The organism is Pseudomonas graminis (assembly GCF_013201545.1).
Lineage (GTDB): Bacteria > Pseudomonadota > Gammaproteobacteria > Pseudomonadales > Pseudomonadaceae > Aquipseudomonas.
The window spans coordinates 4,414,719-4,438,277 of the sequence record NZ_CP053746.1 but is presented as its reverse complement, the minus strand read 5'-3'; the positions used below and the strand labels follow the sequence as shown (position 1 = coordinate 4,438,277).

At 62.4% G+C, this 23,559-nt stretch carries 23 protein-coding genes; 18 read left to right on the top strand and 5 right to left on the bottom strand.

Translation table 11 applies throughout. The features are described from left to right. The first annotated feature begins 10 nt into the window (after positions 1–10). From FX982_RS20015 to FX982_RS20005, 3 genes are all read left to right on the top strand, one after another. A complete protein-coding gene (locus tag FX982_RS20015; protein ID WP_172613120.1) occupies positions 11–376 on the top strand; it encodes a response regulator in 366 nt (121 codons plus the stop codon). Between the two features lie 87 nt (positions 377–463). Next, a complete protein-coding gene (locus FX982_RS20010; RefSeq protein WP_172612215.1) occupies positions 464–805 on the top strand; it encodes a hypothetical protein in 342 nt (113 codons plus the stop codon). Positions 806–904: 99 nt separating this feature from the next. Next, a complete protein-coding gene (locus tag FX982_RS20005; RefSeq protein ID WP_172612214.1) occupies positions 905–1,078 on the top strand; it encodes a hypothetical protein in 174 nt (57 codons plus the stop codon). A gap of 27 nt (positions 1,079–1,105) precedes the next feature. On the opposite strand, the gene FX982_RS20000 is transcribed toward FX982_RS20005, so the two are convergent. The 3 genes from FX982_RS20000 to FX982_RS19990 form a co-directional block, all read right to left on the bottom strand. After that, entirely contained in the window at positions 1,106–1,951 is an 846-nt protein-coding gene (locus FX982_RS20000) for an alpha/beta fold hydrolase (protein WP_216843219.1), read from the bottom strand. Between the two features lie 258 nt (positions 1,952–2,209). Next, positions 2,210–2,578, bottom strand: a complete 369-nt coding sequence (locus FX982_RS19995; protein ID WP_074883334.1) for a histone-like nucleoid-structuring protein, MvaT/MvaU family — start codon at positions 2,576–2,578, stop codon at positions 2,210–2,212. A 204-nt stretch (positions 2,579–2,782) separates the two neighbouring features. Further along, entirely contained in the window at positions 2,783–3,748 is a 966-nt protein-coding gene (locus tag FX982_RS19990; RefSeq protein ID WP_172612212.1) for a tyrosine-type recombinase/integrase, read from the bottom strand. A 180-nt stretch (positions 3,749–3,928) separates the two neighbouring features. On the opposite strand from FX982_RS19990, the gene FX982_RS19985 reads away from it, so the two are divergent. The 4 genes from FX982_RS19985 to FX982_RS19970 all read left to right on the top strand — a co-directional run bounded on the left by FX982_RS19985 (position 3,929) and on the right by FX982_RS19970 (position 9,692). Further along, positions 3,929–4,936: a DNA-binding protein gene (locus FX982_RS19985; RefSeq protein ID WP_172612211.1), complete on the top strand. Its 1,008-nt coding sequence runs from the start codon at positions 3,929–3,931 to the stop codon at positions 4,934–4,936. A 32-nt stretch (positions 4,937–4,968) separates the two neighbouring features. Further along, positions 4,969–7,554, top strand: coding sequence for a bifunctional diguanylate cyclase/phosphodiesterase (locus tag FX982_RS19980; protein WP_172612210.1), 2,586 nt, complete (start codon positions 4,969–4,971; stop codon positions 7,552–7,554). A gap of 76 nt (positions 7,555–7,630) precedes the next feature. After that, positions 7,631–8,986: an MATE family efflux transporter gene (locus tag FX982_RS19975; protein WP_172612209.1), complete on the top strand. Its 1,356-nt coding sequence runs from the start codon at positions 7,631–7,633 to the stop codon at positions 8,984–8,986. A 55-nt stretch (positions 8,987–9,041) separates the two neighbouring features. Next, positions 9,042–9,692 (top strand): TetR/AcrR family transcriptional regulator, encoded by a 651-nt coding sequence (locus FX982_RS19970; RefSeq protein ID WP_122537013.1) that lies wholly within the window; start codon positions 9,042–9,044, stop codon positions 9,690–9,692. A 16-nt stretch (positions 9,693–9,708) separates the two neighbouring features. Here FX982_RS19970 and FX982_RS19965 read toward each other — a convergent pair whose 3' ends face one another. Together FX982_RS19965 and FX982_RS19960 are read right to left on the bottom strand one after the other, a co-directional pair. Further along, positions 9,709–12,378 (bottom strand): glycoside hydrolase family 3 protein, encoded by a 2,670-nt coding sequence (locus tag FX982_RS19965; RefSeq protein ID WP_438826342.1) that lies wholly within the window; start codon positions 12,376–12,378, stop codon positions 9,709–9,711. Positions 12,379–12,449: 71 nt separating this feature from the next. After that, complete coding sequence (locus tag FX982_RS19960) at positions 12,450–12,701, bottom strand: hypothetical protein (RefSeq protein ID WP_438826289.1); 252 nt, start codon at positions 12,699–12,701, stop codon at positions 12,450–12,452. Between the two features lie 617 nt (positions 12,702–13,318). On the opposite strand from FX982_RS19960, the gene gspE reads away from it, so the two are divergent. From gspE to gspD, 11 genes are read left to right on the top strand one after another with little or no spacing between them, the layout of a single operon-like run. Continuing rightward, on the top strand, positions 13,319–15,037 hold the full coding sequence (gene gspE, locus FX982_RS19955; protein ID WP_172612207.1) for a type II secretion system ATPase GspE: 1,719 nt from the start codon (positions 13,319–13,321) through the stop codon (positions 15,035–15,037). A gap of 1 nt (position 15,038) precedes the next feature. Further along, positions 15,039–16,253: a type II secretion system inner membrane protein GspF gene (gspF, locus tag FX982_RS19950; protein WP_172612206.1), complete on the top strand. Its 1,215-nt coding sequence runs from the start codon at positions 15,039–15,041 to the stop codon at positions 16,251–16,253. 33 nt (positions 16,254–16,286) lie between these two features. Then, positions 16,287–16,715: a type II secretion system major pseudopilin GspG gene (gene gspG, locus FX982_RS19945; RefSeq protein ID WP_122537017.1), complete on the top strand. Its 429-nt coding sequence runs from the start codon at positions 16,287–16,289 to the stop codon at positions 16,713–16,715. Between the two features lie 9 nt (positions 16,716–16,724). Further along, positions 16,725–17,162, top strand: a complete 438-nt coding sequence (locus tag FX982_RS19940) for a GspH/FimT family pseudopilin (RefSeq protein WP_172612205.1) — start codon at positions 16,725–16,727, stop codon at positions 17,160–17,162. Continuing rightward, entirely contained in the window at positions 17,159–17,539 is a 381-nt protein-coding gene (locus FX982_RS19935) for a type II secretion system protein (protein WP_172612204.1), read from the top strand. The genes FX982_RS19940 and FX982_RS19935 overlap by 4 nt, the downstream gene beginning before the upstream one ends. Next, the gene (locus tag FX982_RS19930; protein ID WP_172612203.1) at positions 17,536–18,180 is read left to right on the top strand and encodes a prepilin-type N-terminal cleavage/methylation domain-containing protein; all 645 of its coding nucleotides are present in this window, start codon (positions 17,536–17,538) and stop codon (positions 18,178–18,180) included. The genes FX982_RS19935 and FX982_RS19930 overlap by 4 nt, the downstream gene beginning before the upstream one ends. After that, positions 18,177–18,899 (top strand): general secretion pathway protein GspK, encoded by a 723-nt coding sequence (locus tag FX982_RS19925; RefSeq protein ID WP_172612202.1) that lies wholly within the window; start codon positions 18,177–18,179, stop codon positions 18,897–18,899. Before FX982_RS19930 ends, FX982_RS19925 begins: the two co-directional genes overlap by 4 nt. After that, a complete protein-coding gene (locus FX982_RS19920) occupies positions 18,896–19,951 on the top strand; it encodes a type II secretion system protein GspL (protein WP_172612201.1) in 1,056 nt (351 codons plus the stop codon). Before FX982_RS19925 ends, FX982_RS19920 begins: the two co-directional genes overlap by 4 nt. After that, positions 19,941–20,579 (top strand): type II secretion system protein GspM, encoded by a 639-nt coding sequence (gene gspM, locus FX982_RS19915; protein ID WP_172613118.1) that lies wholly within the window; start codon positions 19,941–19,943, stop codon positions 20,577–20,579. The genes FX982_RS19920 and gspM overlap by 11 nt, the downstream gene beginning before the upstream one ends. Further along, a complete protein-coding gene (locus FX982_RS19910) occupies positions 20,576–21,112 on the top strand; it encodes a general secretion pathway protein GspN (protein WP_254074834.1) in 537 nt (178 codons plus the stop codon). Before gspM ends, FX982_RS19910 begins: the two co-directional genes overlap by 4 nt. Next, a complete protein-coding gene (gene gspD / locus FX982_RS19905; RefSeq protein WP_172612200.1) occupies positions 21,096–23,450 on the top strand; it encodes a type II secretion system secretin GspD in 2,355 nt (784 codons plus the stop codon). The genes FX982_RS19910 and gspD overlap by 17 nt, the downstream gene beginning before the upstream one ends. The last annotated feature ends 109 nt before the right edge of the window (positions 23,451–23,559 follow it).

Genomic DNA, 23,559 nt, shown 5'->3' with positions numbered 1-23,559 from the left:
TGCTCATCTGATGCCGACCATTCTGATCATTGATGACGAATACCTGATTGCCGATATCCTTAGCTTCGCCCTGGAGGACGAGGGCTTTCAGACGGTGGTGGCCGGCAGCGGGTCCAAGGCGCTGGACATTCTCGACCGCGAGCGGCCCGACCTGATCATCACCGATTTCATGATGCCGGGCATGACCGGTCTGGAACTCGCCGAGAGCATCAAGGCCCGCGAGATGTACACGTCGACGCCCATCATGCTCATGAGTGGCGCACAGGCTTACATGGGGGCCGAGCGGCCAGACCTGTTTGACGAAGTGATTGAAAAGCCATTTGATATCGACCAAGTTATCGACAAGATCCACGCCCTGTTTCAAGCTCGCCTGTGACGTTCTCCCAGTCCATCGTCATTGCCGTTGAACGAATCGATTCAGCCCAGGGTCGATACTGATAACGCTTACGAGATGGGCAGTGCAATGAATACCTGGTACAGCAGATCGTTGGGCGAAGGCACCGTTGTCTACCGCCGCTTGCGCGTGTTGAACGAACTTCGTCATCACGTCTGTCCGGCCGTTCCCTGTCCGTACTCGCTGTATATGGACGCGGACAGCGGAGAAACCATTGTGCTGTTTGACCCCGAGCAGATTGTGCTGGCCACTGCATTTGGCGCATTGCCGCGTGGACAGCCCCTGATCAACGGCGTTCGCCTGATCGATCTTGAGTATCGCCCGCTGCCTGTCACTTTTCAAAGTGCACAGATGTTTAGCGCGTCACCGATACACCCTCAATCTCGGTCGTACGCTGAATACCGTGCGTGATGAGCGGCGTCCTTGAACCATAAAGCTGATAGTAGATGTGAAGAGGTTCCAGCGTGAGCGGGTCCGATTGCTGTCAGTATTGCTTACAGGAGAATCATAATGGCTGTGGCCGTTGTCAGACTGGAAGGTGAAGATATTCCGCTCGAACATCGGCAGTCCGGTGCGACTGCTGTCTTCCGCGTAAAGGATGATCAGGGCGCCGAACTGTATTTTGAGGATGAAGTTGAAGCGGCCAAGTCGGCCGTCGAGTTAAGCGACGCCGAGCAATCCTGAATCACCAGCCGTTCGGGCAATCTGTACTTAGTTATTTCTAAGCAGGCTCAATATCGCATCGGTAAATTCTGCCGGCGCTTCTTGCGGCACATTGTGGCCCACTCCCGCTATCACCAGCCGTCGTACTGGCCCTGCAAAGCCCTTCACCGCAGAACGTTCATCGCGTTTCGATGAGACCCCATCGTCTGCACCCGCCAGAATGACTGCAGGCACCGTGATCTGTGGCTTTTGCGCAAGCCGCTCCTGAATAAAGCTATAGCCGGGATCGCTGGGTGCCAGTCCATAGCGATGGCGATAGGAGTGCACCACGACGTCAACGAAGTCGGGGTTTTCGAACGACTGCGCGGTATCCGTGAATGTGGATTCTGCGAATGGCCATGTCGGCGACCAGAGCTTCCACAGCAATCGACAGAACTCAGCTCGATTGGCTGCAAGGCCCGCGCGGCCGCGTTCACCATGGAGGTAAAACTGGTACCACAGGCGTCGCTCGGTTTCAGGCGATGCCGGAGTGTTTGCCGAGGCAATGTCTTGAATGTTGTAGCCAGGGTCACAACTGACCAGCCCCGTCACCCGTTCCGGCCACAGCGCGGCTACCACACACGCGGCGCGCCCGCCCCAGTCATAACCGGCGAGAATCGCTTTCGGGATATTCAATGCATCCAGCAGCGCCAGCAGGTCTGCCCCCAGTGCCGCCTGTTCGCCTGAACGGGGCGTCGCTGCATCGAGAAAGCGGGTAGGGCCATACCCCCTCAGGTACGGCACGATGCAGCGACAGCCCGCCTGGACAAGCCGCGCCGACACGTCGTTGTACGCTTGAATGTCATAGGGAAATCCGTGGAGCAATACGACAACAGGGCCATCGCCAGGGCCCATGTCGCGATAGGAAACATTCAGCACGCCAGCCACTATGTTCTTCACGGCAGTACTCCAGCAGACAGTACAAGCGAAGCCCTGGCGAATGCCGGGCTTATTTATGAGCTGTATAGGTTCGAACGATTCAATTGCGCGATTGGCAACTGCAGACTAACGAGAGTGCGATCATCCAATCACCGATGCCGCGCAACAGGCGCGTGCATCGGGAGATCAGCAACGGAGCGACGGTTTATATCCCGTTCCCCGTTGACAGGCCGATCAGGAAACCCAGGATTCGACCGTGTCGGAACCGTGTTCGGCTTTCCATTCTTTCAAGGTTTTGTGATTGCCACCTTTGGTTTCTACGACTTCACCCGTGTGCGGGTTTTTGTAGACTTTAACGGCGCGGGCTTTGCGAGTGGTCTTCTCGGGCGCGCTGGTGTTCTTGCCCTGTTTCGATCCGGTTGGGTGATCCAGGATCGAAATAATGTCTTTCAGGCTCTTGTTGTATTCGCCGAGCAGCGTACGCAATTTGCCTTCGAATTCGATTTCCTGTTCCAGGCCTTTATCACCTTTCATGGCTTCGAGGGCAGCGAGCTGGTCGGCAAGGTGACGTTCGAGCTGGCGGTATTCAGCAAGTTTTGACATTGGAACTCCATGTTTCGGTTTGTTGATACTGACGTGCGGCGTTAGCACTGGCGAACATTGGAGCGCACGGTGGTTACTGGTGTAACCGTAGACACTGTAGTGCGAGTGGGTGCATGGATGCCAGTACTAACAGCAAACTTTTCTGACTTAACTCCCGGGTTGTCGATGGCTGGGCCGCAGGTCGCTTTAAAACATGGGAGCCGATCAGGCTTGACCCAGCACTGCAGGCTGCAAGGCCGCGTTCAATGCGGGTTTCAATGCCAGTCCGCCAAACGAGGTGGTGGGGTCTACATATCGCAAGGCCGACTTAATGTCTTTCCAGCCGACGTAATTCATCAGGCTTTTAATATCCCAGCCGTTGCCAGCCGCCCAAGTTGCAAATCCTCGGCGCATGGAGTGGCTGCTGTAAAGGTCGTCGGGCAAACCGGCGTCTTTGAAGATGCGCCGCAACATCGGCACCAGGCTGTGGGAATTGATTGCCTCTACCGACAAGTTACCCCAGCGGTCGATCCGCCGAAACACTGGCCCCTGAGTCAGGCCGGCCACGGTGATCCAGTTGATATAGGCATTGACCGGGCAGAGTGTCTTCAGCGCCGGGGTGCGGAACGTGGCGCCCTCATGCTGGCGATCACCTTTGCTGTACGGCAGGTAAAAGCTGATGCCTTCGCCGGCCTGCGCCTGGGTGTTGCCGATGTCCAGCCTGGCCAGCTCATCGCCGCGAAACCCTCGCCAGAAACCGATCAGCACCAGGGCGATGGAGCGTCGATGGCGCATCAGCGTCTTGTGATCGCCGCGCTGCCAGGCGGCGTCGGCCTCGTTCTCCAGCCAGGCGACCGCTTGCTCAAGGTGGCGCAACAGCAACGGTGCCGCCTGTTTGGCCTGCGCCGGATGCACGACGCGGATGCCTTTGAGCAGTTGCCGTACGGTGGGCGTTTTGGTCGGGTCCGGGAATCCCTGGGTGACGTGCCACTGGGCGAGGGCCGCCAGACGCTGCTTCAGCGTGCTGATGGCGTGCTTGTCCGCGTACTCGGCGAGATAACGCACGATGCCATCGCCCGTGGTGGGCAGATAACCGCCCCAGGCCACTTCGAAATGCTCGATCGCGGCCCGATAGCTGCGACGTGTGTTGGCTCGGGTGCCTGCTGACAGGTATCGATCTGCTTTTTCCATATATCCCTCGATCGGCGTGACACAGGCGTTTTACAGGCTTTGGTCGCCGCTTAACCGAATGAGAGGCGATAAAACACTATTATCGGCTGCTGGTGGAAACATTTCCACACAACGTTTTAGCTGATAATGTAGCCTGTAATAACATGTTACGTAGCACGGTACGAAATTGTAGGGGTGGACATGGCACGCGGAGGCATCAACAAGGCGGTGGTAGAGCGCGCGCGACAGGCGTTGCTGAGCAAGGGCGCTTACCCGAGCATCGACGCAGTACGGGTGGAACTGGGTAACACCGGGTCGAAAACCACCATTGCCCGGTACTTGAAGGAACTGGACGTCCAGGCGCCGGCCGAGGTGTCGTCGCGGGAGCGCATGAGTGAGGAGCTGAAGGCGCTGGTTGAAAACGTGCTTGACCGGCTGACGGAGGAGGGCGCGGAGGTCGTTGCCCAGGCGCAAGCTGACTTTGATCGCCAGCGGGAGGCCTGGGAAGCTCGATTGGAAGCCCTTGAGGTGGAGCTCAAAGCAGCCAGGCATCAGTGCGAATCGCAACATGCCGCGTTGACCGACCAAGGCGCTCAGCTGCAGACGACCCATTCCTCCTGGCAGTCGGAACTGACGCGAAATGCCGGTCTCAGTCAGCAGTGCCAGGACCTTGAGGTGCGGATACGGGACAGGGACGTGCAAATTCAGTCCCTCGAAGAAAAGCATGTGCACGCCCGGGCGGCGCTGGAGCACTACCGCGAGGCCATCAAGGAACAGCGCGAGCAGGATCAGCGTCGTCACGACGCCCAGCTTCAGCAGATTCAGCTTGAGCAACGAAAACTACAGGAGACGCTGATCATCAAGCAGGATGAATCTACGCGCCTGAACCGCGACAACGAGCGCCTGCTCGGCGAATTGCGCCAACAGGCGCGGGTGCTCACGGATCAGCAAGACCAGGCGCAGCGCCTCGCTGCGGAACTTCGCACTGCCCAAATGGCCACCGCGAAAGCCGACGGCGCCCGTGAGCAGCTGCAAGAGCAATTGGCGGCCATAAAGGCGGAAAGTAAATCCCTGGCGAAAGCGCTGGCATTGGCCAATGAGCAATGGGCGCAGGCCAATCAACGGCTTGCGGTTTTGAGCGAGGACAACGACAGCCTGCGCGCTCAGGTGCAGCTCAACATTGCCACACCGCCGCCGATACAGCCGTAAGCGACCCACCGGTCTTCAGTTTGCGGAAATCCATGTCCTATCAGCCCAACCCCGATGTCATCAAGCCCGCCACGCCCTCGACCGTGGCCTTGGCGCGGGGCTCGTTGTTCAAGTTTGTGTTCCTGCTGGCAGGCGTGTTTCTGCTGGCCGCTTACTTGTTGATGTTCCTCGCCCGTGACCTTGATCACACCGAGGAACTCGAAAGCGCCTTCTATACCGAAAAAGCGATGCGCTCCCTGGAGAAAACCCTGACCGTCACGGTCAAGGACTACGCCTTCTGGGGCGATGCCTACCGCTATCTGCATCTGAAGGTCGACCCCGACTGGGCATTTGTCCGTCAGAACATCGGATCGACGCTGTACAGCGATTTCGGGTTTCAAGGCGTGTTTGTCATTGATGACGCCGATCGCACGGTGTATGCCGTGGTTGAAGGCGAACTGGAAAAGGCCGATGCCGAGCCGTGGCTGGGCCCTGCCAGGGACCTGCTGCTGGCCAGGGCTCGGGAGGGCGCCGAGACAGAAACCCCGTTCACCGCTTTCATCGACCTGAACGGCACACCCGCGCTCGTCGCCGCAGCCGCCATCACGCCCGGCACCGACCCAAGCGTCAGCGCGGACGACCGGCTGCACTCGGTGTTGATCTTCGTCGACGTGCTGGACGACGCCAAGCTGGCCGTTCTGGGCAAGGAGTACGGCGTGGAGGGGCTGCATGTCGCCACGCCGGACGAGCGCCAGCAAGTGTCGATCTTCCCGCTGGGTGAAGGCGGGGCTGCGGGTGCTTTGCACTGGACGCCGCCCGCGCCGGGGCAGCGGTTGCTGGCCCTCGGTCTGCCACTGATCGGGCTGGCCGCCGCGCTGGTGTGCCTGATGACCTGGGCGATTTTGCGACGCACCACTGCTGCCGCGCGGTCCCTTGACGACAGCTATGCTTCCCTGCAGAAAAGCGAGAGCGCGCTCGCCACCAGTGAAGCGCGCTTTCGTGACGTGGTGGAGGCCAGTTCGGACTGGGTCTGGGAAATCGACAGCGAAGGCCGGTTCACTTACCTCTCTGACCGCTTCGAATGCGTGACTGGCCTGCACCGTACACAGTGGATCGGTGCCCTGATGGACGACCTGCTGCAAACCGAACTCGGTCAGGTGTCCCAGTGGCTGGCGATCCCTAACCGTCGCCCTGACATCACCATCCAGTGCCGCTATCTGGAGACCTGCGGCCGCGAACGCATCAGCCGCCTCTCGGCGCGGGCCATGGTCGCAGGAGGCTTCCGCGGCACCGCAACCGATGTCACTGAGGAAGTGGAAGCCCGTCGACGCATCGAATTTCTCTCCCAGCACGACGCCCTGACCGGGCTGCCCAATCGGGTCCGGTTGCAGGAGTTTCTCGATGGCAAACTGAAAGCGCTCCCGACACTCGACTCGCCACTGGTGATGCTGAGCATCGACCTTGACCGCTTCAAGCCGGTGAATGACCTGCTCGGCCACGCCGCCGGCGATCGGGTGCTCAATGACGTGTCCAGTCGGCTGTCCGATTGCGTACGCCATGGCGATCTGGTCGCGCGGGTCGGCGGTGACGAATTCGTGCTGATCCTCAGCGAGGCCCAGACTCAGGACGAAGTCGAATCACTGTGCCGGCGGCTGATCGAGTCCATCGAACGCCCGGTGCTGATCGACGACCAGGAGATTTTCGTCAGCGCCAGCATTGGTATCGCCATGGCGCCCACCGATGCCCGCGAAGCTGCCGAACTGCTGCGGTACGCGGACATCGCGCTGTATGAGGCCAAGGCTGGCGGCCGTGGCACCTGGCGGTTTTACGCAGGCGACATGAACGCCAGGATCATCGAACGCCGCCGTCTGGAAAGCGACTTGCGCTACGCGATCAAACACAACGAACTGCGTCTGCATTTCCAGCCACGCTTTCGCATTGCCGATGGCGAAATGGTCGGCGCCGAAGCGCTGGTGCGTTGGCAGCACCCGCAGCGCGGCCTGATTCCGCCGGACACCTTCATTCCCATCGCCGAAGAAAGCGGATTGATCATCCCCCTCAGCGACTGGGTCATGACCCAGGCATGCAGCGAAGCCGCGCGCTGGCCGAAACAGCTGTTCATTTCCATCAACCTGTCGCCTGCCGAGTTCAAGCGCGGCAACCTGCCGGCGCGGATTCAGTTCGCCCTCAAGGCCACCGGCATCGAACCGTCGCGGGTCGAACTGGAAATCACCGAAGGGGTGATGATCGAGGACGCTGTCGGCGCGCTGGACGTCATGCGGACCCTGAAGCAGCTGGGGGTGCGCATCGCCATGGATGACTTCGGCACCGGGTATTCGTCGTTGAGTTACCTGCGTACGTTCCCCTTCGACGGGCTGAAAATCGACCGCAGCTTCCTGACCCGGCTCAGCGAAAGCGAAGGCGACCGCTCCATCGTGCAGGCCATCGTTGGGCTGGGGCGCGCGCTCTCCCTCACGGTCACGGCCGAGGGCATTGAAACCGCCGAGCATGTTCAGTTGCTCAAGGAGGTGGAGTGTGAGGAGGGTCAGGGCTATTTCCTCAGTCACCCGCTGACCACCTCGGACTTCCACGCGCTGTTGGCGGCGAGAAATACGGCGGCGCTGGGCACAAACGTATAAAGTGCGCGCGCTGTCCTTGCAGCGCTTGCATCACACCTGCTGCCGCACCCGGCCACTGTTTATTTCTGGAGTGTTCATGACCCGACCGCGCGCTGTTTTCACCGAAGGCTCGGTGGCCCGGCACGTGTTGGTGATGTCGAGCACCAGTGCGTTGAGCCTGCTCGCGGTATTCCTGGTGGACATCTTCACGCTGCTCTACGTCTCGATGCTCCACGATCCGTTGCTGCTCGCCGCGACGGGGGTGGCGAAGGTGCTGATCTTCCTCAACAGCGCGGTGTCCAGCGGACTGATCATTGCCGCGGCGACGGTGCTGTCCGAGCGGATAGGCCATCGCGCCTCGAAAGCGTCATCCCGGCTGATCGCGCACTTGATGCTAATGGTGGTGATCGCGGCAGGCGCGGCGGCGGCGTTGCAACTGGCGCTGCTGGTGCCGCTGACCCATTGGCTCGGCGCGGACGCCAGCACCTACGAAGCCGCGCGAATTTTTATCTGGCTGACCCTACCGTTCAGCGTGTTGCAGTCTGCCATGCAGATGTCGGCGCAGATCCTGCGCACCGCCGGCGACAGTCGCCGCGCCCTGTGCGTCGTATTGTCAGGCGCCGCAACCCTGGCCCTGGCGGACCCGCTGTTCATTTTCGGGCTTGGCCTCGGGCTGGAGGGCGCGGGGATTTCCTATGCGCTGTCGGCCCTGGTGTCCCTCGGGCTGGGCATCTACTGGTTGCGCGCCCAACTGGCGATGCCGTTTTCCCTCCGCTGGCGGCTGCTACGCCTGCACACGCGCAAGGTCATGCAGGTCGGCTTGCCGGCCATGGTCGGTAATCTGGCCACGCCCGTGGGGCTGACCTATCTGGTCTCGTCCATAGGCGCCTACGGCACCTCGGCGCTGGCGGCCATGTCGGTGATGGACCGGGTCATGCAATTCGCCTACTGCGTGTTCTTTTCCCTGCCCAGCGCACTGGCGCCGGTGCTGGGGCAGAACATCGGCGCCCAGCGCAACGCTCGCGTTGCCTCGGCCATAGGTTTCAGCCGCAAGCTGGTCATCCTTTATGGCCTGCTGGTCTGGGGCGTGCTGCTGCTGGCGGCCAATCCACTGGCCGACACCTATGAAATGGAAGGGGTCGGGCGGGCAATCTTTCTGGCGTTCTGCCACGTTGGCGGCGGCCTGTGGGCGCTGATCGGGCTGGACTTTGTCGCCATCGCGATGTTCGTCACCCTGGGCCGGCCGTGGCTGGTGGCGCTGTTCGCCTGGCTGCGGGCGACGCTGGGCACCGTGCCGTTCGTACTGGGCGGGATTTCTCTGTTCGGCGCGGCCGGTGCGTTCCCGGCCATGCTGACCGGTAACGCATTGATCGCCGTGACTTCGATTACAATCGCGTCCCTGACCGCCAGACGGTTTTTCCAGCGCCGGGGCGACGCCCCGGCAGTGGCGTGAGCAGGCCGTTGCCGCGCTCGGTCAGGCTTTATCCGAATCAACGAGACAAGGTGTTATGACAGACGACGAATCAGGGAATGACTCGCCCGAGGTGGCCTCGCCGAAACGGCGTCGTGCGCCCAAAGGTGAAATGCGTCGTGCCGCCTTGCTCGACGCGGCGACAGTGATCTTCGCCCGCAACGGTTATTCCAGCGCGTCGATGAAGGATGTCGCGCAGCTCGCCGGCATTACCACGGTCGGCCTGCTGCATCACTTTCCGAACAAGGAAGCGTTGCTCAATGCCCTGCTGGAGCGCAGGGATCAGCGGGTGGTGTCGCGGTTCAGTGAACTGACCATGGAGATGACGCTGGAGGGGTTCGTGCGCTTTCTGAAGCAAAGCATGAGCTTCAGTGTGGAGAGTGCCGGGGAGTGCCAGGCAGCGATGGTGCTGAACACGGAGAGCCTGTCGAATCTGCACCCTGCATTCAACTGGTACAAAGAGCGGTTTCACATCACTCATCATCACGCTCAGGGCCACCTGAAGGCGTTGATCGAGGCGAAAGAAATTCGTGAGGACATTGAGGTGAGCGCGCTGGCTCAGGAGATTTTCTCGGTGATGGATGGCTTGCAGATCCAGTGGCTGCGGGCACCCGATGAAGTGGATGTGATGGCCGTGTTCGATATCTATCTACGGCGCCTGAAAGCGGATATTCAAGCTCGTCCCTGAGCTTGAATCGTGCGGCTTAGTAGGTCTGGGCGGTGCTGACCTGTACTGCTTTGCGCAGTGGTGACGGCAGCGGGTTGCTGTCGCGGGTGGTCAGGTGTTCCGGGAACAGCGTGATCAAGGTGCGATCCAGCGGCAGGTCCTCGGAATCAGGCCCTACGAGGATCTTGAACTTGCCGGCGTCGACATCCCAGCTGTCGGTCTTCTCGACGTAGTACGCCAGGGAGCGCGAATCGATCGGGATGCTCACGGTCTTGCTTTCGCCCGGTTGCAGGTAAACCTTGGTGAAGCCCTTCAACTCTTTCTCAGGACGGTCAACTGCAGGGTTTGCAGGGTGAACGTACAGCTGCGCGACCTCGAAACCGGCCTGGGAACCGCTGTTGGTGACGGTGAATTTCACGTCAATCGTGCTGCCCGGCGCCATCACGTTGGTCGACAGCTTCAGGTTGCTGTAGTCGAACGTGGTGTAGGACAGACCGTAGCCGAACGGATACAGCGGCTTGGCGTGCTTCTTGTCATAACCGCGATAGCCCAGGTAGATGCCTTCGCTGTAGTTCATCTCGGTCAGCGCGTTGTCACCCAGGTACTGCTTGGGATCGGAGTACGACGGGTAGCTCGGGTTGTCCTCGATCTTCTTGTCGATGGTGATCGGCAATTTGCCCGACGGGTTGACCTTGCCATAGAGAATCTCGGCCAGAGCCTGACCGCCTTGCTGACCCGGGAACCAGGCGTGCAGGCTGGCGCCCACTTTGTTCGCCCACGGCTGCATGTCCAGCGCGCCGCCGCTGTGCAAGACCACCACGGTGTTGGGGTTGGCCTTGGTGGCGTAGGTGATCAGGTCGGACTGGTACTCAGGCAACGCATAGTCGTGGTCGTTGGACTCGCCTTCGTACTCGAAATTGGTACCGGCAGCGATCACCACAGCATCGTACTTGGACAGGTCCTTCGGTGGACGCAGAGACGCCCAGCTCATTTGAACGCCCGCCATGCCGCCCAATACCGGCGTGAAGTTGCCTTGCAGGCGACGGTATTCCAGCTTGACCGTGTATTCCTTGCCAGCTTGCAGTCGCGCGGTTTTGCCGGAGGTGACCAGTGCGTTGATCAGGTCGAAAGACTTCTGGGTGCCGTCGTTTTCCAGCACCAGTTCGTCGTTGACCCACAACTTGAACGCACCGTCGGCACGCACTTTGAAGACCTGCTCGCCGGAAATGCTCGGCTTGATCTTCGAGGTGAAGCGTGCAGAGAACGCGCCTGGCGTGGTGTTGAAGCCAGACACCGCAGTGACGCCGCTATCGGTGGTGTTGGTGTTGGTGGTCCAGCTCAGATTGACGCCCGGCTCGACGCGGGTCGTGGCAGGAGAACCGGCCAGCTCGGTGTTGGAGAAGTACTCGGCCTTCACACCAGTGTTGCTGATGCCGTTCTGCCCGGTGCTCGGCTGATACCAGACGGACGCCTTGGGATTGAGGCTCATCTCGCGCAGGTATTCCACGTTCGCGCCGTTAGAGGCCAGTTGCTGCAGGCCGCTGAGTTCGGTGACGTAGGTGTTCGGTGGCGAGTTGGGTGTGCCGAATGGCGAAGTCGGCGGCTGCAGGGCCAGGTCGCCGATCACGGCAATCTTCGCATCGCGTGCCAGCGGCAGCAGGGGCTTGCCCGCCGAGGTCTTCTCGTTGCGCAGCAGGACAATGGATTCCCGCGCCATGTTCAGCGCCGCACGTTGACCGTATTCCGGATGATCAAGTGTCTGGGCCTTGTTCAGTTGCTTGTCGAAACCGTAGCTCACCAGCGCGCGCAGGTTGCGCTTGACCTTGTCGTCGATGACGTTCTGGGTCAGCTGACCGCTCCAGAGGTAAGGCAGCAGCTTGGCTTCGGTGAATTGCAGGCCTGACGGCATGTCGATGTCAGTACCGGCCCAGGCGCCCTTGAACGCATCCTGCACCGAGTTGAAGTCGCTCATTACGTTGCCTTGATAGCCCCATTCACCCTTGAGCACTTCGGTCAGGAAATGATGGTTTTCACAGGCGTAATCGCCGTTGATCTTGTTATAGCCGCACATGATCGACGCGACGTTGGCGTTCTTCACCAGCGACTCGAAACCCGGCAGATACAGCTCACGCAAGGTGCGCTCGTCGGCCTTGATGTTGACGTAGTGACGGTTGGCTTCCTGCTCGTTGGCGAGGAAATGCTTGCCCGCTGCCTGAATGCCCTGGGCCTGGATGCCGTTGGCGATGGCCGGGCCCATGACGGCGCCGAGGAACGGGTCTTCGCCGCTGACGTATTCGGCGGAGCGACCGCCAAACGGTGTGCGGTACAGGTTGACGCCCGGGGAGAGCATTTGCTGACCGCCGGAGATCCGCGTTTCGTAACCGATCGCCAGACCGAATTCCTTGGCGCGGTTGATGCTCCAGGTCGCGGCCAGGGCAGACTGCGCCGGGTATTGCGCGCCGAACGTGGCGTTGTTGACGTGCACGCCCATCGACGAGTCGTAGGCGATGGTGCCTTCCATGCCCCATTTCGGCAGGCGAGGGATCATGTGGCCGTCGTCGACCCGGGTGAAGTTGATCTTCTCCGAGATGTTCATGTTGTCGAGCACCGCGCCAACGCGCGCTTCAACCTCGTTGCCGGTCATCGGCGTGGCGGCGTGAACGAGGGTGGCCTGGGCGACGCTGATGGCCAGCAGGCTCAATGCCATGGTCTGTTTGAAAGCTGACAAGGGCAACGTCCTCGTGGGCGGGTGGCAGTTCGTGATGTCGTGGCGGTCGGTCATGGCTTCTGCACCAGTACCGGCGCATCACCGGTGTCGACCGGCGCATCGAGCACGGCGGACGAAGTCTGGGTGGTTGGCACAGCAACTTTGTCAACGCCGGAAAGCTGGTCGCGCTGTTTCTCTACCTGGGCGCGAATTGTTTCTGCAGAAGTTGCGTTTTGAGTGGACGTAGAGTCCGCCGCAACAGCAGCAAAACTGCAGGCGCCGAAAAGCACGACGCTGCAAACAGACAGCAGGGGTCTATTCATCGATTGTTTCTCGATTGATGGGGTGTGGAAATTAAATGAACACGCAAACCCGCCCTGTGGGAACAGGACGAACGTTAAGTCCGGGGAATCTACTGATTAGTTCAGCGTTTGCAAGATTATTTTTTAATTAGACGACCGGTGATCGAAAAGGCACGTTTAGCGGGGCCGTGCAGGAGTGACTGCTGCTGGTGAGTAAACGAATAGAGGCTGTTTACGGCAATAATTCACTAAATTCCACGTACTAAATGGCTGTATTGGTCCTGTAATTCGAGGTTTTGTCTATTTTAATTGCAATGTCAAAAACCTAATTGCTATTAGGTTTAGCTTGCTGGTAAGCTTTCTCCGCGCTGAGGAATCCTCGACCAATCAGACGACTGCATAGCCGCCTTAGTTGTCGACGCACACTCGCCAGCTTTGGCGGCTAATAGCAATCCGTGCTCCGCTAATAAGCCGTTAGATGCACTAAAGTTAAATGTCACCTGTATGGCAGCCGTGGGATTAATTGCCCACGGCTTATAACCCGTGGGCGCTATTAAACAGTCCGACTCCGTTATTAATTAGTCAACGCCGTACACCGTTATCCATCCAAGCCTTATCCATCCAGACCTCTAGCCACCATGCCGCTCAACCCGCTCGACGCCAGACAACTGAAGATTCCGGACGCCGAGCAGGTCTGCGCGTGGCTGTCGACGAACGCCGGGCTGAAGGCTGCTGATCTGGAGCGGGCGCGGCGCTTGATGGCCGAATCCGAAGGCGCCGGGCTGCTCGCCTTGCTGACCCGCCTGGGGCTGGTCTCGGAAACCGAGATGGCCCGGGCCTGGGCAGCGCTGCTGCAGACGCCGCTTGTGACACTCGACGCTGCGGCCGACATGCTCGATCCGTTGCCGGCCTTGACCGAGCGCTTCATGCGGCATTTCCAGGTCGTGCCCCTGGCGTGGCGTGAAGACGGTCTGCACGTGGTGTCGGCCAACCCCTGCGAGCCCTATGCGTTTGAAGCCATTGCCTATTGCTGTCAGGTGCCGGTGTGGCTGTCGATCGGTTCGCGCAATGACGTCGACACGCTGATCGAGCGCTATTACGGCCAGGGCCGTAGCGCCATTGGTACGCTGATTGAATCCCTCGACGACAGCAACGGCTCGCCCGAAGACATCGAACACCTGAAGGACCTGGCCTCGGAAGCGCCGGTGATACGCCTGGTCAACCTGATCCTGCAGCGAGCCGTCGAGCAGCGCGCCTCGGACATTCACATCGAGCCGTTCGAGAGCCAGCTGAAAGTGCGTTATCGCATCGACGGCGTGCTCCACGAAGCCGAAGCGCCGCCGTCCAGTTCCTCGGCAGCGGTGATCTCCCGTCTGAAAATCATGGCGCGCCTCGACATCGCTGAACGGCGCTTGCCCCAGGATGGCCGGATCATGCTGCGCATTCAGGGCAAGGAGCTGGACCTGCGGGTGAGCACCGTCCCCACCAGTTTCGGCGAGTCGGTGGTGATGCGCCTGCTCGACCGGCAAACCATCAACTTCGATTTCCCCAGCCTGGGTTTCGACGGCGAGCGTCTCGATGCCTTTCTGGCGGTGCTCGAACGGCCCCACGGCATTCTGCTGGTGACCGGGCCGACCGGTTCGGGCAAAACCACCACGCTGTACACCGCGCTGTCGCGGCTCAACACCGCCGAGCGCAAGATCATCACCGTCGAAGACCCGGTGGAATACCAGCTCGAAGGGATCAACCAGATTCAGGTCAAGCCGACCATCGGCCTGGACTTCGCCGGGGCGCTGCGCTCCATCGTGCGGCAAGACCCGGACGTGATCATGATCGGCGAGATGCGCGATCTCGAAACCTGCCGCATCGCCATTCAATCGTCTCTAACCGGCCACCTCGTGCTGTCGACGCTGCACACCAACAGCGCCGCGGCGAGTATCACGCGCTTGCTGGACATGGGCGTCGAGAGCTACCTCATCGCCTCGACGGTCAACGGCATTCTCGCCCAGCGCCTGGTGCGCCGCCTCGATCCGCTCACCCGCGAAGCCTTCGAAGCACCCCAGGCGCTGATTGACGAACACGAGCTGGGGCGCTTCACCGACGAGCGCCCGATTCTTCTCTACCGCCCGCGCACCGATGCGCCCGGCGGCGGGTATCGGGGCCGCAGTGCGATCACTGAACTGCTGGTGATGAACGAGGAACTGCGCAGCCTGCTGATGAGCCGCGCCGATGCCTCGACCCTTGAGCACGCCGCGCGCCGTGCCGGGTTGCGCACCTTGCATGAGGAGGGTTTGCGGCAGGCGGTGGCGGGGATTACCTCGCTGGAAGAAGTCCTGCGCGTGACCCGAGGCGAATGACATGACCCCGTTCAAATACCGCGCACTGGACGGACAGGGCACTGAACAGAACGGGCTGCTGGACGCCGCCGATCGCGACGCGGCCATCGCCCTGCTGCACAAGCGCGGCTTGATGGTCTTGCAGGTCGAGCCGTCGAGCCTGGGCGGGCTGCGTCAGGCTTTGGGCCGCGGCACGTTGAGCGGCGCTGCTCTCATGAGCTTCACCCAGCAACTGGCGACACTGCTCGGCGCCGGCCAGCCCCTGGAACGCTCCCTGACCATTCTGCTGCGCCAACCCGGCCAGTCCCGCAATCAGATTCAGACCCGCGCGCTGATCGAGCGCATTCGCGAACAGGTCAAGGCCGGAAAGCCGCTGTCCGTGGCGCTGGAAGAAGAGGGCCGGCAGTTCTCCCCGCTGTACATCAGCATGGTCCGCGCAGGCGAAGCCGGCGGCGCGCTGGAAAACACCCTGCGTCAGCTCAGCGAATACCTGGAACGCAGCCAACTGCTGCGCGGGGAGGTGATCAATGCGCTGATCTACCCGGCGTTTCTGGTGGTCGGCGTGCTCGGCTCCCTGGCGCTGCTGCTGGCTTACGTGGTGCCGCAGTTCGTGCCGATCTTCCGCGACCTCGGCGTGCCGATTCCCTTCATCACCCAGGCGATTCTCTGGCTAGGGCAGTTCCTCAGTGACTACGGGCTGATGCTGCTGGCCGGCACTATTACGCTGGTCTGGGTCATCGCCTTGCGATCCCGCGACCCCCAACGGCGGTTGCGACGTGACCGGCGCCTGTTGCGCATGGGGGTGATCGGTCCCTTGCTGCAGCGCATCGAAGCGGCCCGGCTGGCGCGCACCCTCGGCACCTTGCTGAACAACGGCGTGGCGCTGCTGCAGGCGCTGGTTATCGCCCGGCAAGTCTGCAGTAACCGGGCGCTGCAGCAGCAGGTCGAGCAGGCCAGTGAATCCGTGAAAGGCGGCGGCACGCTGGCCAGTGCGTTCGGCGAACAGCCGCTGCTGCCGGACTTGGCCCTGCAAATGATCGAGGTCGGCGAACAGGCCGGCGAGCTGGACACCATGTTGCTGAAGGTGGCCGACGTGTTCGACGTCGAGGCCAAACGCGGCATCGACCGCATGCTCGCCGCGCTGGTGCCGACCTTGACTGTGGTCATGGCGGTGCTGGTGGCGGTGATCATGCTGGCCATCATGCTGCCGCTGATGAGCCTGACCAGCAATATCTGAAGCCCGAACCCTTTTAATCAGAGAACCAGACCGATGCGCCGCACTCCGTTTACCGCTGCAACCCGCCGCCAGCGCGGCTTCACCTTGCTGGAGATGCTCGCGGTCATCGTGCTGCTGGGCATCGTGGCGACCATCGTCGTGCGCCAGGTCGGCGGCAACGTCGACAAGGGCAAATACGGTGCCGGCAAGGCGCAACTGGCGAGCCTTAGCATGAAGATCGAAAGCTATGGCTTGGACCTGGGTTCGCCGCCGAAAACCCTGCAGCAACTGGTGGAAAAACCGGCCAACGCCTCAGGCTGGGCCGGGCCCTACGCCAAACCTTCAGACCTCAAGGACCCGTTCGGGCATGCCTTCGGCTACCGGTCCCCGGGTCAGCACGGTGCGTTCGACCTGATTTTCTACGGTCAGGACGGCCAACCCGGCGGCGAAGGCTATAACGCCGATCTGGGCAACTGGGAGTAATCGGCGAGCATGAACGCGCCTGGGGCAAGCCGTGGTTTTACCCTGCTGGAGATGCTGGTGGTCATCGTCTTGATGAGCATCGGCATCGCTGTGGTCGGGTTCGGCTTGCACAAAGGTTTGCAGCAGGCCGCGGATCGTCAGTTGCTCGGGCAAATGGTTCAGGCCCTGCGCACGACCCGTAGCGCGGCGATCATCAGCGGGCAGCCTCGGGAGACCACCTTTGACCTGAACCATCGCACCTTCAAGGCCCCCGGTGAGCGAGCGCAACAATGGCCCATCGAGGTCGGGGTGCAGCTGAACACGGCGGCGGATCTGGATGCAGCTGTCGCGTTCTACCCGGATGGCAGTTCCAGCGGCGGCAATCTGCAGGTGTTCCAGGGCGAGCGGCGTTGGCGCATTGACGTTGGCTGGCTGACCGGCAGCGTCAAGAGCCGGTCTTTGCCATGACGGCCCGCTCCGGTCAGGCCGGTTTCACCCTGCTGGAAATGCTCGCCGCGCTGGTGGTCATGGCCCTGTGCAGTGGCGTGCTGCTGATGGCGTTCGGGCAAAGTGCTCGCTCGTTGCAGCAGGTTGATCGCGCGGACCGGCTCAGCCAGGCGGCGCGTTCGGTGCTCGATGATCAGGCCGTCGGCCTGTTGCAGCCGGGGCAGAGCAACGGCGTGATGGACGGCGGCATTCGGTGGGCCATGGGCGTCTCGGCGTTGCCTGCCAACGCTGGGCAGCCACGCCTGTTGCGGGTGGAGCTGACGGTCAGCGAAGGGCGGCGTGAGGCACACTTCAGCACGCTGCGGCTGGTCAATCCGGCGAAGGCGGGCGCCCAGTGAACAATCAACAACGCGGCTTCACCCTGCTGGAAATCATGATCGTGCTGAGCCTGCTGGCGGTGCTGCTGACCCTGGTCGGCGGCGCGCTGGTGGGTGCCAACCGCGCGGTGATCAAGGCCGATCACTACACCTCACGCCTGGATGAGCGGCGGGCTGCCCAAAGTTTTCTGCGTCAGGCCATCAGCCAGGCGCTGCCGCTGGATCTGTCGGAAAACGATCATTCCGGCGCCGGGCTGTTCGTGGGTACGGCGCAACGCATGCAGTTTGCTGCGACCCTGCCGGGCAACCTGGGGGGCGGCATTCAGCGGCACACCCTGGAAGTGTCCGGTCCGCCAGCGGACCGTCGCTTGCAGATCGCTTTCGCCCAGGTCCAGGAAAACGTATTGCGCGCCTGGGGTGAGCCGCAGGTGCTGCTTCACGGCGTGAAAGGCTTGTCTTTGAGCTATCGCGGCATGACGCCAAAAGGTGAGGCCACCGGCTGGCTGAATGAATGGCCGTGGCCCAACCGTTTGCCTCACGCCGTGCGCGTAGAGATGCAGATGGACGGCCCGGTGAACTGGCCCAGCGAAGTGGTCGCCCTGCGTCTGGATCTGTCCGGCGGGGCTTCCGGTGCTGCGCCAGCTGCGGGAGGCGCGCAATGAATCGGCAGCGCGGCGTGGCCTTGTTGCTGGTGCTCTGGGCAGTGGCGACGCTGAGCCTGTTGCTTGGCGGTTTGGCCGGCTGGGTGCAGTTGGAAACCCGCCAGGCGTTATGGCAGCGACAGCATACCCAGGCGCTGCTGGCCGCCCAGGCCGGCATGAATCTGGCGTTGCAGGCATTGCTGGACGGGAATCACCGACCGCGCTGGATCGCCGATGGCCGCGCGGTGCCGCTGGCATTCGACGCCGCGCGGATTGTGCTCAGCGTCAGCAGCGAGCGCGGCAAGCTGGATCTGAATGCGGCCAGCAACGACGACATCTCCCGCGTCGCCCAGGCCTGCGGCGCTGATCGCGATCAAGCGACGCAGCTGAGCCGAGCCTTGCAGGCGCGTCGCGACGGCAGCGCCGCGCCGTTGCGGGTTATCGAAGAACTGCGCCAGGTGCCGGGGATGACCCAACACCTGTACCAGCGCATGGCGCCAGAAGTGACGCTGTGGAGCGGCCTGTCGCGGCCGGACGCTGCATTCGCCTCGCCATTGCTGCGCAGCGCCCTGGACCTGCCAAAACAGACAGCCACGGGCACCGACCCCGGCAGCGTGCTGAGCATCGACAGCCAGGCACAACTGCCGGACGGCGTCATCGCCCGGCTTCAGACCACCGTTCTACTGTCCCCATCGGAGGGTAGCGCTCAGCCGTATCGGGTGCTGCGTTGGCAAGAATGAATTCACCTTTTTCAGTCCCTGCGCCGCTTCGGGCGTACCTGGCCAGTGGCGAACAGCGCTGGCAGGGCAGTGCGGCGCAACGGTTCTGGCAGCGTTGGCTCGCGGAATTGCGCGGTTGCGTGCCGGTGCGGTTGCGTCATCGGCTCAGCCCCCAGATTACCGTGCAGAACCATCGCTGGCCGATCGTGACGCCCACGTCTGAAATCCAGGCCAGCGCCCGCCATGTGCTGATGCTGCCGACCACTGTGGTGATGATCCATCGCCTGCAATTGCCGACAGCGGCCGCGCGGGATCTCACTGCCGTGGTCGGCTATGAGCTGGACAAATACACGCCGTATCCCCGCGATCAATTGTTCTACGTCGTGCGCCAGGACGGCCGCAGCGCAGGCGGGTTGAAGATCACCCTGATCGCCGTCCTCCGTGAGCGCATGCACGCGATTCTGGCGGAGTGCGCTGCCCAGAGCCTGACGCCGCAACGGGTGGACGTCTGCTCAGAGGACGGCACGCCGCTGGGGATCGATCTGCTGCCCGAGTCCGCGCGACCGGTAAATCACCGCGGTGGCGGGGACCGGCGTCGTGTGCTTGTCGGCTTATGCGCCGTGCTGCTCGTCACGCTGATGGGCCTGTGGCTGCACGATCGTCAGCAACGCCTGGAAGGCATGCGCGCGACGGTGCAGTCGCTGAAAGGCCAGGTGGCCCAGGTTCAGCAGCTTCGTCAGCAACTGAGCAACACCCTCGGCGCCGCCGATTACCTGACCCGGCACAAGGCCGCGCGCCCGACCATGGTTGCGCTGATGAGTGAATTGACCGCCTGCCTGCCCGACGACACCTGTCTGGAGCAACTGGAAATCGATGCTGACGACGCGTCGTTTTCCGGCCAGAGCGTGCGAGCCAGTGCGCTGATCAGCCATTTGAAAGACTGCCCCAGCCTGGACAACCCGCAGTTTCAGGGCGTCATCCAGCCCGACGCCGACAGCGGCAAAGAGCGCTTTTCCCTCCACGCACGCTTGCATCAGGAGGCCGCCGATGCGCCGAACGCTGATACCCCGTGAATTGACGCCCCGTGAACGTCGCGGCGCTGCGTTGATCGTGCTCGCCCTGGTGACGGCCACAGGCTACTGGCTGCTCATCGACAGCTGGTTCGCCGGCCCGCTGCGGGACATGGGCGAAGAGACCGAGCAGCTGAAGTCGCAACAGCAGCGCTACGCCGGCGTGCTGCAGCAGCGCGAAAGCCTGAACGCAGCGCTGGAAACCGCCGCGCAGGACCCGGCCAGCAGCGCGAGCCTGTTGACCGGCGAAGACCCAAGCGCGGTTGCCGCCGATCTCATGCAGCACGTCGCGGACGTCATCACGGCCCAAGGCGCGAACGGCGCCGGCTGCACCCTTACTCAACGGATGCCGATCACCCCGGAGCAGGACGGCAGCGAGCCGTTCCGCCAGGTCAAGGTCAGCGTCACCCTGGAATGCGCCATCGAGCCGTTGATGGCGGTGTTGCACGGGCTGGAATATCAGCGACCGTTACTGTTCATCGATCACATGAGCGTGCGTCGCGCGAGCAATGCGCCGGGCAAAGGCGGGGCAGGGCGACTGACTGTGCAACTGCTGATTCGCGGCTATCTGCAGCCGGTTGCTTCAAAGGCAACGGCCGATCAAACCGACCCAGCGCAGGCCACCCCGTGACGCGCTTCCCGCTCACACTCGAGCGCGTGCTGATGGCCGTCGCCCTCGTACTGCTGGCGCTGATCGCCCTGGTACTCACTGGCACCTGGCAGTCGGCGGACTGGCTGCCTGCCGAACCGAGTCATCGCCCGGCCGTCGCGGCAAAAGCGCCGACATTACCGCGCGAGGAATTGCCCAGCCTGGCCAACAGCTGGCAGACCCCGCTGTTCAGCGTCGATCGCCGGCCGGACCTGCAACAGTCTGGCACTCAGGCAGCGGCCAGCCTGGCCGGGCTGACCCTGACCGGCGTTCTGCTCGACGGCACGGTGCAGCTGGCGTTCATCAAACCGGCCAACGGCCCGGCGCTGAAAGTCCGCCTCAACGGGCCGCTGCCCACCGGCTGGACCCTGCGCGCGATCAGCCCGACGAGTGCCACGTTTGGCCTCGGCGAGCGCAACGAAACCCTCACTGTCCGGCGCCTGCGATTGCCAGCGCCGTCGACCTCACCACCGCTTTCCCTTTCCCGTGAAGACCTCCATGAACCTGCCCCGTAATCCTTCCCTGCGCCGTGCCTCTAGCACGAAACCCGTCGCGACGCTGGGTTCGCCCTTGTTGTGCCTGGCAGCGGCCGTCGCCTTGAGCGGCTGCACCACTGCGCCGACGACCCTTGAGCCGGACAACGGCATGCTGCGCGAGGCGCTGGACGGAACCGGCACCCAGCGGCGGCCGGTCGACCCGCGCAGCGAGCAAATGCCGGTTCAGGCGCAAGCCAGCCCCGCGGACAGCTCGGCGGCGACTACCGGCACCCGGCAGATCATCCGGGGCACCCAGCGCTTCGTGAAAACACCGGCGCCGGCAACCGCAACGCCCCGGGCAGCGGAAGGCGACATCGTCTTCAACTTCGCCAACCAGCCCATCGAAGCGGTGGTCAACAGCATCCTCGGCGACATGCTTCACGAGAGCTACACCATTGCCCAAGGGGTGAAGGGCGAGGTGAGTTTCTCCACGTCCCGGCCGGTCAACCCGCAGCAGGCATTGTCGATTCTGGAGACCCTGCTGTCATGGACCGACAACGCGATGATTCGTCAGGGCAATCGCTACGTCATCCTCCCGGCGAGCCAGGCGATTGCCGGCAAGCTGGTGCCGGAAATGGCCGTGGCCCAGCCATCTGCCGGGTTGTCGGCGCGGCTGTTCCCGCTGCGCTACATCTCCGCCACGGAAATGCAGAAACTGCTCAAGCCATTTGCCCGGGAGAACGCGTTCCTGCTGGTGGACCCCGCCCGCAATGTGCTGAGCCTGGCGGGCACCACCGAGGAGCTGGCGAACTATCAGCAGACCATCGACACCTTCGACGTCGACTGGCTCAAGGGCATGTCGGTGGGCGTGTTCGGTCTGCAACGGGCCTCGGTCAGCGAGCTGATGCCCGAGCTGCAGAAGCTGTTCGGACCGGACAGCGGGATGCCGCTGGCAGGGATGGTGCGCTTCCTGCCCATTGAGCGAACCAACTCGGTGGTGGCGTTTTCTTCCCAACCCGAATACCTGAACGAGGTGGGCACGTGGATTCGCACCATTGACGAAGGCGGCGGCAACGAGCCGCAGTTGTACGTGTACGACGTGCGCAACATGAAGGCCACCGACCTGGCGAAATACCTCAAGCAGATCTACGGCACGGGCGCAGTAAAGGAGGAGAGCGCCGCCAAGGTGGCGCCGGGATTGCGCACGCGCTCGATGTCGTCGCTGACAGGCGGCACGTCAGGCGGTACCTCTGGAGGGCTGGGTTCGAGCAGCGGATTGAGCGGCAGCGCCGGTTTGAACAGCAGCGGCCAGGGCGGCATGTCCCAAAGCGGGCTTCAAAGCACGGCAGCTTCGGACGACGAGCCGGAACAAGACGCGGACGCCAGCAGTGACAGCGGTGCCGACGACAGCAGCTCATCGGCCACTGCTGCCTCGGGTAATGGGCAGAAAGGCCTCGACTCAACCACCCGCATTTCGGCGCAGAAAAGCAGCAACCAATTGCTGGTGCGTACGCGCCCGGCGCAGTGGAAGGAGATCGAAGCAGCGATCAAGCGCCTGGACAATGCGCCGCTGCAAGTGCAGATCGAGACGCGGATTCTCGAAGTCAAGCTGACGGGCGAGCTGGATCAGGGCGTTCAGTGGTACCTCGGCCGCCTGGCCGGCAATTCCACCAGCACCACCGTCGCCAACACCGCCGGCAGTCAAGGTGCGCTCGGTGGCGGCGGGGCCGGTCTCGGGGCCACTGATTCGCTGTTCTATTCCTTTGTCAGCACCAACCTGCAAGTGGCCATTCATGCCCTGGAAACCAACGGCCGCACCCAGGTGCTGTCGGCGCCGTCGCTGGTGGTGATGAACAACGAAAACGCGCAGATCCAGGTCGGCGACAACATCCCCATCAGTCAGACGACGGTCAACACCGGCGTCTCGAACACCACCCTGAGCAGCGTCGAGTACCTGCAGACCGGCGTGATCCTCAACGTCGTGCCGCGCATCAACCCGGGCGGTCTGGTGTACATGGACATTCAGCAGCAGGTCAGCGACGCCGACGGCACGGTGACGGTGAACGGCAACCCGCGCATTTCAACGCGCTCGGTGTCGACCCAGGTGGCGGCGCAAAGCGGGCAGACCGTGTTGCTCGGCGGGCTGATCAAGCAGGACAACAGCGACAGCGTCAGCGCCGTGCCCTATCTGGGCCGGGTGCCCGGGCTGGGCTGGCTGTTCGGTAATCGCAGCAGATCCAAAGACCGCACCGAGTTGCTGGTGCTGATCACCCCGCGGGTCATCAACAGCAGCAGCCAGGCGCGCCAGGTCACCGACGATTATCGTCAGCAGATGCAGCTGTTGAATGGCGCCGGTGCCCCACAAGCCTTGCGCTAGACGCTTGCGAGGGTGTAACAAAGTTTTCCGGGGCGCGGGGTGTGGGCGTTAATATGGGCGGGAACGCTTGCGAACGGGTGGCTCGGACCTCCCGCTTTCGCCCACTTCC

Excerpts from the sequence above, each read along its gene's own strand:
- FX982_RS20015 (WP_172613120.1), top strand. The coding sequence starts at position 11 with ATGCCGACCATTCTGATCATTGATGACGAATACCTGATTGCCGATATC.
- FX982_RS20010 (WP_172612215.1), top strand. The coding sequence starts at position 464 with ATGAATACCTGGTACAGCAGATCGTTGGGCGAAGGCACCGTTGTCTAC.
- FX982_RS20005 (WP_172612214.1), top strand. The coding sequence starts at position 905 with ATGGCTGTGGCCGTTGTCAGACTGGAAGGTGAAGATATTCCGCTCGAA.
- FX982_RS20000 (WP_216843219.1), bottom strand. The coding sequence starts at position 1,951 with ATGGGCCCTGGCGATGGCCCTGTTGTCGTATTGCTCCACGGATTTCCC.
- FX982_RS19995 (WP_074883334.1), bottom strand. The coding sequence starts at position 2,578 with ATGTCAAAACTTGCTGAATACCGCCAGCTCGAACGTCACCTTGCCGAC.
- FX982_RS19990 (WP_172612212.1), bottom strand. The coding sequence starts at position 3,748 with ATGGAAAAAGCAGATCGATACCTGTCAGCAGGCACCCGAGCCAACACA.
- FX982_RS19985 (WP_172612211.1), top strand. The coding sequence starts at position 3,929 with ATGGCACGCGGAGGCATCAACAAGGCGGTGGTAGAGCGCGCGCGACAG.
- FX982_RS19980 (WP_172612210.1), top strand. The coding sequence starts at position 4,969 with ATGTCCTATCAGCCCAACCCCGATGTCATCAAGCCCGCCACGCCCTCG.
- FX982_RS19975 (WP_172612209.1), top strand. The coding sequence starts at position 7,631 with ATGACCCGACCGCGCGCTGTTTTCACCGAAGGCTCGGTGGCCCGGCAC.
- FX982_RS19970 (WP_122537013.1), top strand. The coding sequence starts at position 9,042 with ATGACAGACGACGAATCAGGGAATGACTCGCCCGAGGTGGCCTCGCCG.
- FX982_RS19965 (WP_438826342.1), bottom strand. The coding sequence starts at position 12,378 with ATGGCATTGAGCCTGCTGGCCATCAGCGTCGCCCAGGCCACCCTCGTT.
- FX982_RS19960 (WP_438826289.1), bottom strand. The coding sequence starts at position 12,701 with ATGAATAGACCCCTGCTGTCTGTTTGCAGCGTCGTGCTTTTCGGCGCC.
- gspE (WP_172612207.1), top strand. The coding sequence starts at position 13,319 with ATGCCGCTCAACCCGCTCGACGCCAGACAACTGAAGATTCCGGACGCC.
- gspF (WP_172612206.1), top strand. The coding sequence starts at position 15,039 with ATGACCCCGTTCAAATACCGCGCACTGGACGGACAGGGCACTGAACAG.
- gspG (WP_122537017.1), top strand. The coding sequence starts at position 16,287 with ATGCGCCGCACTCCGTTTACCGCTGCAACCCGCCGCCAGCGCGGCTTC.
- FX982_RS19940 (WP_172612205.1), top strand. The coding sequence starts at position 16,725 with ATGAACGCGCCTGGGGCAAGCCGTGGTTTTACCCTGCTGGAGATGCTG.
- FX982_RS19935 (WP_172612204.1), top strand. The coding sequence starts at position 17,159 with ATGACGGCCCGCTCCGGTCAGGCCGGTTTCACCCTGCTGGAAATGCTC.
- FX982_RS19925 (WP_172612202.1), top strand. The coding sequence starts at position 18,177 with ATGAATCGGCAGCGCGGCGTGGCCTTGTTGCTGGTGCTCTGGGCAGTG.
- FX982_RS19920 (WP_172612201.1), top strand. The coding sequence starts at position 18,896 with ATGAATTCACCTTTTTCAGTCCCTGCGCCGCTTCGGGCGTACCTGGCC.
- gspD (WP_172612200.1), top strand. The coding sequence starts at position 21,096 with ATGAACCTGCCCCGTAATCCTTCCCTGCGCCGTGCCTCTAGCACGAAA.